Annotated in this window: 8 protein-coding genes; 1 reads left to right on the top strand and 7 read right to left on the bottom strand. The window is 67.0% G+C overall.

Annotation, left to right across the window (positions count from 1 at the left end):
- Positions 1-106 precede the first annotated feature (106 nt).
- The 6 genes from speB to gabT form a co-directional block, all read right to left on the bottom strand.
- Positions 107-1,057 carry an agmatinase gene (gene speB / locus V9L20_RS22345; protein ID WP_337298276.1) on the bottom strand — a complete coding sequence of 317 codons (951 nt, stop codon included), beginning with the start codon at positions 1,055-1,057 and terminating at the stop codon, positions 107-109.
- Between the two features lie 12 nt (positions 1,058-1,069).
- A complete protein-coding gene (locus V9L20_RS22340; RefSeq protein WP_157612203.1) occupies positions 1,070-1,888 on the bottom strand; it encodes an ABC transporter permease in 819 nt (272 codons plus the stop codon).
- Positions 1,889-1,910: 22 nt separating this feature from the next.
- On the bottom strand, positions 1,911-3,167 hold the full coding sequence (locus V9L20_RS22335) for an ABC transporter permease (RefSeq protein WP_337298275.1): 1,257 nt from the start codon (positions 3,165-3,167) through the stop codon (positions 1,911-1,913).
- Between the two features lie 27 nt (positions 3,168-3,194).
- Entirely contained in the window at positions 3,195-4,223 is a 1,029-nt protein-coding gene (locus V9L20_RS22330) for an ABC transporter substrate-binding protein (protein ID WP_337298274.1), read from the bottom strand.
- 85 nt (positions 4,224-4,308) lie between these two features.
- Positions 4,309-5,403, bottom strand: coding sequence for an ABC transporter ATP-binding protein (locus V9L20_RS22325; RefSeq protein ID WP_258504242.1), 1,095 nt, complete (start codon positions 5,401-5,403; stop codon positions 4,309-4,311).
- A 27-nt stretch (positions 5,404-5,430) separates the two neighbouring features.
- Positions 5,431-6,723, bottom strand: a complete 1,293-nt coding sequence (gene gabT, locus V9L20_RS22320; protein WP_337298273.1) for a 4-aminobutyrate--2-oxoglutarate transaminase — start codon at positions 6,721-6,723, stop codon at positions 5,431-5,433.
- Between the two features lie 161 nt (positions 6,724-6,884).
- Here gabT and V9L20_RS22315 point away from each other — a divergent pair, with 161 nt between their 5' ends.
- Positions 6,885-8,297, top strand: coding sequence for an aminotransferase-like domain-containing protein (locus V9L20_RS22315; RefSeq protein WP_337298272.1), 1,413 nt, complete (start codon positions 6,885-6,887; stop codon positions 8,295-8,297).
- 22 nt (positions 8,298-8,319) lie between these two features.
- Here the strand turns inward: V9L20_RS22315 and V9L20_RS22310 are convergent, their stop codons facing one another.
- On the bottom strand, positions 8,320-9,300 hold the full coding sequence (locus V9L20_RS22310; protein WP_337298271.1) for a Bug family tripartite tricarboxylate transporter substrate binding protein: 981 nt from the start codon (positions 9,298-9,300) through the stop codon (positions 8,320-8,322).
- Positions 9,301-9,310: the final 10 nt, after the last annotated feature.

The following is a 9,310-nucleotide window of genomic DNA, read 5'->3' as shown; positions in this document are numbered from 1 at the left end:
CGAAATAAAGGAGGAGGGCGAAGCCCGGGGGACATTCGCGGAGGGGAGTACCCGGTGGCCTTTGCACACGCCCTGAAACAGCAGCGCCTAAAAAGACCACGCACCGTCACCGATAAGGCACCCCAGGCAGCACACACAACATCTCATACAGAAGATTGGCCCCCAGCAGCGCGGTATTCCCGCTGACGTCGTAAGGCGGACTCACCTCCACCAGATCGGCCCCAACCACATTCAAGCCCCGGCACCCCCGCACGATCTCCAGCGCTTGCGGCACCGTAAGGCCACCGATCTCTGGCGTGCCCGTACCGCCGGCAAACGAAGGATCGATGCCGTCGATGTCGAAGCTGATGTAGACCGGATGAGTCGGCCCGATGCGCTCGCGCACTTGTGCCATCAAAGGCGCCAACGACTGGTACCAGACCTCATGCGCCTGCACCACGGTAAAGCCCTGCTGGCGCGGCCAGTCGAAATCGTCCGCCGCATAACCAGTGCCGCGCAAGCCGATTTGCCACACCTTGTCGCAGGCCAGCAGGCCCTCTTCCACCGCGCGGCGGAACGGCGTGCCGTGCGCGATGCGCTCCCCGAACATGTCGTCGTTCACATCCGCATGCGCATCCACATGCACCAGCGCGACCGGGCCGTGCTTGCGTGCCACTGCACGCAGGATGGGCAGCGCAATGGTGTGGTCGCCGCCGAGCGTGAGCGGCGCGCAACCGGCGGCCAGCACCGTGTCGTAGAACGTCGAGATGATGTCGACCGACTTTTCGAGCGAATAGGTGTTGATGGGCACATCGCCCAGGTCGGCCACGTTCAGCTTGTCGAACGGCGCTGCGCCGGTCGCCATGTTGTAGGGCCGCAGCAGTGCCGATTCGGCACGGATCTGGCGCGGCCCGAAGCGTGCGCCCGGACGGTTGGAGGTGCCGATGTCCAGCGGCACGCCGATGAACGCTGCATCGAGCCCCTGCGCCGACGCTGCGGCCGGCAGCCGCATCATGGTGCCCGGGCCCGCGAAGCGCGGCATGCTGTTGCCGCCGAGCGGCTGGTTCGGTGTGGTCATGGGAGCCTCGCCTCAGCGCTGCCGGCCGCGCAGCCATTCGAGCGCGAGCAGCAGCGCAGTGGTGAAAATGATCAGCAGCGTTGCCACTGCCGCAATGGTGGGAGAGATGTTCTCGCGAATGCCGGTGAACATCTGGCGCGGCAGCGTGACCTGGTCCGGCCCCGCGAGAAACAGCGTCACCACCACCTCGTCGAACGACGTAGCAAAGGCGAACAGCGCGCCCGAAATCACGCCCGGTGCAATCACCGGCAGCGTGATGCGCATGAAAGTCCTGAACGGCGTTTCGCCCAGGCTCAGCGATGCACGCACCAGGTTGTGGTTGAAGCCCGCCAGCGTGGCAAGCACGGTCGTCAGCACGAATGGCGCGCCAAGCGCCGCATGCACCACGATCAGCCCGAAGTAAGTGTCGGCCAGGCCGAGCGGCGCGAAGTACAGGTACGCGGCCACACCCACCACCACGATGGGCACCACCATCGGCGAGATCAGCACGCTCATGAGCAGGCCCTTGAACGCGAAGTTGGTGCGCGACAACCCCACCGCCGCCAGGGTGCCGAGCACGGTGGCCAGCGCCGTGGCGGCCGGCGCGACGATGAAGCTGTTGCGCGCCGCGCGTGCCCACTCGGGCGATTCGAACAGGTGGCGGTACCACTGCAGCGACCAGCCCCGGATCGGGTAGGCCAGAAACGAACTGTCCGAGAAAGACAGCGGAATCACGACCAGGATGGGCGCCAGCAGAAAAGCCAGCACCGCGACACAGCCGGCGCGCACCAGCCACCAGCCGAGCTTGTCGGCGAAGGTGGCGTAGGCCGGGAATTGAGGGAGCTTGAACATGCGTGTGTGTCCTTCGTGCCGCTCAGCCGAGGCTCAGCTCGGCCTTGCCGATGCGGCGGTACACGGCGTACAGCACCAGCGTGGCGACGAGCAGCACGGCGCCCAGCGCACAGGCCATGCCCCAGTTGATTTCCACATTGGTGTAGCGCGCGATGTAGTAGCTCAGCATCTGGTCGTCCGCGCCGCCGAGCAGCGCCGGCGTCACGTAGTAACCGATGGCCAGGATGAAGACCAGCAGCGCACCTGCGCCGATGCCGGGATAGGTCTGCGGCACATACACGCGAAAGAACGCGGCCAGCGGCGAGCTGCCCAGCGAGACGGCCGCGCGCAGGTAGGTGGGCGGCACGCTCTTCATCACGCTGTAGAGCGGCAGGATCATGAACGGCAGCAGGATGTGCACCATGGCGATGATCACGCCGGTGCGGTTGAACAGCAGCGCCAGCGGATGGTCGATCAACCCGATGCCCATGAGGCCGCGGTTGACCAGCCCTTCGGATTGCAGCAGCACGATCCACGCCGCCACCCGCACCAGGATGGACGTCCAGAACGGCACCAGCACCAGGATCATCAGCACGTTGGCCTTGCGCGCGGGCAGCGTCGACAGCCACCACGCCAGCGGATACGCCAGCAGCAGGCAAAAGAAGGTGACCACTGCGCTGATGTGAAAGGTGCGCAACAGGATGTTCGCAAAGGCGCGCTGGTCGTCGGGCATGCGCTCCACCTCTCCCGCCACGTTGCGGCGCAGGTCGAGCGAAGCCAGCAGGTAGTCGGGCGTCCAGCGCGAGCCGTTCTTGGCAATGGCCTGCCAATACGGCGCCTCGCCCCAGCGCGGATCGAGCTCCAGCATTCGCGCCTTGACCTCTTCCGGCGTGCCGGTAATCGGCAGCGCCCGGAAGGTGCCCATCACGAGCGAACGGGCGCCCGCGATCTCGGTGTTGAGGCGGCGCGCCAGGGCGCCCGCGTCGGAGCTGTCTGACAGCTGCGCCAGGTCGGCCGCCATGGCGGCGTAGGCCGCGGGTGCGGGCGCCTCCTTGCGGTTCCAGCCGTCGAGGGCGCGCACGGTGCGCGGCAACGCGTTGGCGACCTCGGGGTTCTCGACCGCGCGCTGCAGCAGCGCGACGATGGGCACCAGCAGCGTCAACAGCAGAAACACCAGCAGCGGCGCCGTGAGCGCAAACGCCCGCCACTTGCGGCGCGCTTCGGCGCGGGCCAGCGCACGCCGCAGCGAAACGGGGGGCGCCTCCGCCGGAACCAGGGGAACAGTCGTTGCCGCGTGCATGGCCTCTTTCGTTTGTTCGCGCGCCGGTTACTGGGTGGCCCAGGAAGCAAAGCGCTTCTCGAGCGCCTCGCCCTGGTCGGCCCAGAAGGCGACGTTGAACTGCAGCGCATCCTTGGCGTTGGTCGCCGAGGTCGGCAGGTCGGCCAGCACCTTGGGGCTGAGCGAAGCCAGTGCCTTGGTGTTGGTGGGGCCGTAGGCAATGTTCTGCGCGTAGACCGACTGGTTGGCCGGCTGCATCGCGAACTGGATGTACTTGAGCGACGCTTCCTTGTTGGGTGCGCCCTTCGGAATCACCAGGTAGTCCAGGTCGTAGATGCCGCCCGGCCAGTAGATCTTGAGGTCGCGGCCTTCGCGGTTGGCCGCGTCGATGCGGCCGTTGTACACGGTGGTGAGCACCACATCGCCAGCCACCAGGAACTGCGGCGGCTGCGCGCCGGCTTCCCACCACTGGATGTTCGGCTTGAGTTCGGAAAGCTTCTTGAATGCGCGCTCGGCGCCGTCCTTGGTGGCGAGCACCTTGTACACGTCGGCCGGCTTCACGCCGTCGGCCATGAGCGCGAACTCCAGGTTGTAGCGCGCGCCCTTGCGCATGCCGCGCTTGCCCGGGATCTTCTTCACGTCCCAGAAGTCGGCCCAGCTGGTGGGCGCGGTCTTGAGCTTTTCGCCGTTGTAGGCCATCACGGTGGACCATACGAACAGGCCCACGCCGCAATCGGTGACGGCGGCCGGAAGAAAGTCGGCCTTGTTGCCGATCTTCGAATAGTCGAGCTTCTCGAACAGGCCTTCGTCGCAGCCGCGCGCAGCGTCGGGCGACTCGACCTCGACCACGTCCCAGGTGACCTTCTTGGTCTCGACCATGGCCTTGATCTTGGCCTGCTCGCCGTTGTATTCGACCGGAATGATCTTGGTGCCGGTCTTCTCGTAGGGCTCGTAGTACGCCTTCTTCTGCGCGTTGGCGTTGGCGCCACCGAAGTTGACGACGGTGAGCTGCTGCTGGGCAAGCGCCGGCAGCGCGAAGCTGGCAACGACGGTGCAGGCGAGGAGTGTCTTTTTCATGGTGGTGGTAGTCCTGGGTGATGTACGGAAGCGGGAACGGGAGCGAGAAACGGGACGGGATTCAATGCGCATGTCGGAGCGCGCGTTACGATGCATACATGCGTGCATGCGCAACCGGAAATTCGAGCGACACCGATTCGCCGCCCTGCGGTGCGGCGGCGCCGTTCAGGCCGGTGAGCGGCAGCTTCACGGTGGCTTCGGCCTGGCCGCCGCCCACGTTGCAGAGCAGCCGCAGGTGGTCGCCGAAGTAGATGACGCGCGCCACTTCGGCCTGGAGCATGTTGGGGCCCTGGGCCTCGGCGCCGCGGTGTAGTACCACGCGCTCGGGACGGATGCATGCCTCCACGGCGCTGCCGGCGGCGGCACCGCCGACGTTGAGTCCGCTCAGCACACGGCCGTCGGGCAGCGTCATTTCGGCGTGTTCGCCGGCGCGGCTCAGTTGCCCCTTGAGCACGGTGTTGTCCCCGACGAAGCCGGCCACGAAACGATTCGACGGCTTCTCGTACAGCCGGTCGACCGTGTCCAGCTGCTGGATCACGCCTTCATTGAACACCGCGACGCGGTCGCTCATGGTGAGCGCCTCGCTCTGGTCGTGCGTTACGTAGACGAAGGTCACGCCCAGTTGGCGGTGCAGGTCTTTCAGCTCGATCTGCATGTGCTCACGCAGCTGCTTGTCGAGCGCGCCCAGCGGCTCGTCCATCAGCACCAGCTGGGGTTCGAACACCAGCGCGCGCGCCAGCGCCACGCGCTGCTGCTGGCCACCCGAAAGCTGGCCCGGGAGCCGGTCGGTCATGCCGCGCAGCTGCACCATCTCGAGCGCGCGCTGCACGCGGCGCTGCTGCTCGTCCTTAGGCACCTTGCGCACGGTGAGCGGATAGGCCACGTTCTGCCCCACGCTCAGGTGCGGAAACAGCGCGTAGTTCTGGAACACCATGCCGAAGTGCCGCTTGTGCGGCGGCGTGCCGGTGATCGGCTTGCCGTTGAGCAAGATCTCCCCGGAGGTCGGCGACTCGAAGCCCGCCAGCATCATCAGCGTGGTGGTCTTGCCCGAGCCCGACGGACCGAGCAGGCTCAGGAACTCGCCGCGATGAATGTCCAGGTCGAGCTGGCGCACCACCAGGTGTTCGCCGTCGTAGGTTTTCTGAACGCGCTGGAAACGCACCAGGGGTTCTGCTGTCATGGAGGTGTTCAAGAGAAAAGGGACCGGTCAGCGCAGTGCGGCGAAGCTGTCCGCGAGAAGCGACAGGCCTTCGTCCACAAGCAAGTCGGATGCCGTCAACGGCACCAGCACGCGAATTACATTGCCGTAGGTGCCGCATGACAGCAGGATTAACCCGCGCCGCGCCGCTTCGGCCACCACCCGGCGGGTCAATGCCGCGTCCGGGCGCGCCGTATCGCCCTCTTCGAACAGCTCGATCGCCACCATGGCGCCAAGGCCCCGCACGTCGCCAATGGCCGGCACCTCGGCCGCCATGCGGCGCAGGCCGGCCGTGAGCCGTTCGCCCAGCGCCCTGCTGCGCGCCAGCAGCTGCTCGTCGTCGAACACCTTGAGAACCGCCAGCGCCGCGGCGCAGCCGATGGGGCTGCCGGCATAGGTGCCGCCCAGGCCACCGGGCGCGGGGGCGTCCATCACCTCGGCGCGGCCCACCACGCCGGAGATCGGGAAGCCGCCCGCCATCGACTTGGCGGTGGTGATCAGGTCGGGCGCCACGGGCCACTGCTCGCTGGCAAACCAGGTGCCGGTGCGGCCGGCGCCGGTCTGCACTTCGTCGGCAATGACCAGGATGCCGTGGCGGTCCGCCAGGGCGCGCAGGCCTTCGACGAAGTCGTTGGGCGCGACGTAGAAGCCGCCCTCCCCCTGCACCGGCTCCAGGATGAAGGCCGCCACGCGCTCGGGCTCGATGTCGTTCTTGAACAGCAGCTCGACCGACTGCAGGGCGTCGTCCACGCTCACGCCGTGCAGCGCGTTCGGGTACAGCGCGTGGAACACCTCGCCCGGGAACGGGCCGAAGCCGATCTTGTAGGGCGCCACCTTGCCGGTGAGGCCCAGCGTCATCATCGTGCGGCCGTGGTAGCCGCCGGTAAAGGCGATGACACCCGGCCGCTTGGTATACGCGCGGGCGATCTTCACCGCATTTTCGACCGCCTCGGCGCCGGTGCTCAGGAAGATCGACTTCTTCGCAAAGTTGCCCGGCGCCAGCGCGTTCAGCCGCTCGGCCAGCTCCACATAGGGTTCGTAGGCCAGCACCTGGAAGCAGGTGTGCGAATACAGATCGACCTGCGCCTTGACCGCCGCGCTGATCTCCGGATGGCAGTGGCCGGTGTTGAGCACCGCAATGCCGCCGGCAAAGTCGATGTAGCGGCGCCCTTCCACGTCCCAGACCTCGGCGTTGGCGGCCCGGCTGACGAAGATTTCATGGGCCTGGCCAACGCCGCGGGCCACGGCCGCGCCGCGGCGGGCCATGAGGGCGGCGTTGCTGAGATGGGGTTCGCGCTGCATGGATACGACCTGTGCCTGAAAGAAGATGCTGGCACTTTAGGTTTCACGTCCGGGCCTGACCATGTACACCCCGAGCCGTGGATCGGCGGACTGTGCTGGTCTTGTATCCTGTACATACTTTCCTCAATATGGTGCAGATTCGGCCTGCCGGGACCCCTTTGATGCTCATTCTTCATCCCGAACAGCCGACTCCGCTGGTGAGCCAGATCGTGGAAGGGCTCCGCGGGCTGATCGGCGCCCAGAAACTCAAGGCGGACAGCAAGCTGCCTTCGATCCGCGCCTTTGCAGCGGCCCACGGCGTCAGTGTTTTCACGGTGGTGGAGGCCTACGACCGGCTGGTGGCGCAGGGGCTCCTGGTGTCGCGCGCCAACGCGGGCTTCTTCGTCAAGCGGCGAAGCGACGACAACCCCGCCGGCAGCGGGCCCACCGCGGCCCAGCCCGACCCGCGCTTCGACGCGCGCTGGTACCTGCGGCAGATCTTCGAGAACCGCAACCTGCCGCTCAAGCCGGGCTGCGGATGGCTGCCGCACGACTGGCTGTTCGAGGACGGCATGCGCCGCAGCCTGCGCAGCCTTGCGGCCGGCGGCACCGACATCGGCGGCTACGGCCTGCCGTTCGGGCACATGGCGCTGCGCATGGCCGTGGCCGATTCGCTCTGCGAGCGGCAGATTGCGGTGGAGGCGGGCCAGGTGCTGCTCACCCAGGGCTCGAGCCAGGCGCTCGACCTGGTGGCGCGCCAGCTGCTGAAGCCGGGCGACGAGGTGCTGGTGGACGACCCCGGCTATCCCAACCTGATGTTCATGCTGCGCTTCCTGGGCGTGAACATCATCGGCGTGCCGCGCACGCCCACCGGCTACGACCTGCCGGCGCTGGAGGCGCTGCTGGCGCTGCACCGGCCCAAGGCCTTCTTCACGCAGCCGCGGCTGCAAAGCCCCACCTGCTCGCTGGCGTCGATGCCGCAGCTCGTGCGGCTGCTGCAGCTCGCGCAGGAGCACCAGTTCACGCTGGTCGAGAACGACATCTACGCCGACATGGACGCCTCGTCGAGGCCCTCGCTGGCCAGCCTGAGCCAGTTGCGCCAGGTGGTGTACGTCGGCAGCTTCTCCAAGACCATTTCGCCGAACCTGCGGGTCGGCTACGTGGTGGCGCAGCCCGAGCTGATGGAAGACCTGGCCCAGCTGAAGATGGTCTCGGGGCTCACCTCGTCGGACATCACCGAGCGGCTGGTCTTCGGCGCCGTGACCGACGGGCGCTGGCGCAAGCACCTGAAGTCGCTGCGCGAGCGATTGGCCGAGGCGCATTCGAACGTCGCCAGGCGGCTGGAGGCCCAGGGCTTCGAGCTTTTTCACGAGCCCGCGGCGGGCCTGTACCTGTGGGCGCGCCACCCCGACCTGACCGACACCGCCGAGCTGTCCCGGCTGGCGGCAACGGAAGGAATCATGCTCGGCCCGGGGCAGCTGTTTCTGGTGAACCCGCGCCCCACCGGTTGGCTGCGCTTCAACGTGGCGTTCAGCGAGGACGAGCGGATCTGGCGCTTCCTGGCGCGCAGCATCGAAGAGCGCAAGGTGGATTGAGGCGCGCCGGCGTCTGCCTGCCTCAGTCCACCCTGATGTTGCGGGCCTTCACCACCTTGCTGTAGATTTCCGCGTCGCGCCGCACCATGGCGCTCATCTCGCCGCGCGTGACACCCAGCGGTTCGCTGTTGAGGTCCTTGATGCGCTTGGCGAGGTCCGGATCCTTGCTGGCCTCCACGAACACCGCATTGAAGCGGTTGAGCACCGCGGCAGGCGTTGCAGCAGGCGCCCAGATGCCGTGCCACGACATCATCGAAAAGCCCGGCATCACCTCTGACAGCGTGGGTACGTCGGGCAAGGCCGGGTGGCGCGTGGGGCCCGAGTAAGCCAGGGCCTGCACACGGCCGCTGCTGATGAGCGGGTACCCCGTGGCAATCGGCTCCATCAGCGTGTCGACCTGACCGCCGACAAGGTCGGCGATGGGGCTCGCGCGATAGGGCACGTGCAGCATGTTGATGCCCACCTCGTCCTTCAGCGACTCGACGATCAGCTGCGAAGGGCTCCCCGCGCCGTAGGAGGCATGCGAGTAGGTGCCCGGCTTCTCCTTGGCCGCGGCCACCAGCTCCTTGATGGTCTTGGCCGGGAACTTGGCGTTGGCGATCAGCACGAGGCCCTGGCGCATCGTCGTCGCGACGGGCACCAGGTCCTTGTCGGGATCGAACGGCAGCTTGCTGTAGATGTACGGATTGATCGTGAACGCCGTCGAGAGGTTGTAGAGAAAGGTGTAGCCGTCTGCCGGCGCCTTGGCTACGGTGTCCGACGCAAGGTTGCCGGCCGTGCCCGGCTTGTTGTCGATGAGCACCGGCACGCCGAGCTTGCGGCTCGCGTAGTCGCCGTACATGCGCGCAAAGATGTCGGGCGGCGTGCCGGGGGCAAAGCCCACCACGATCTTGATCGGCTTGCTCGGCCATTCCGGTGTCTGGGCGCCTGCAAGGCCCGAGGCCACGCTGCCGGCAATGCCCAGCACCAGGCCGAGCATCTTCTTGAGGGTTGTCGAACGCATTCTTTGTCTC

Source organism: Variovorax sp. CCNWLW225 (genome assembly GCF_037204045.1).
In the GTDB taxonomy this organism is placed as follows: Bacteria; Pseudomonadota; Gammaproteobacteria; order Burkholderiales; family Burkholderiaceae_C; genus Variovorax.
Note: the sequence above shows the minus strand (reverse complement) of the source record. Positions and strands in the feature narration are given on the sequence as shown.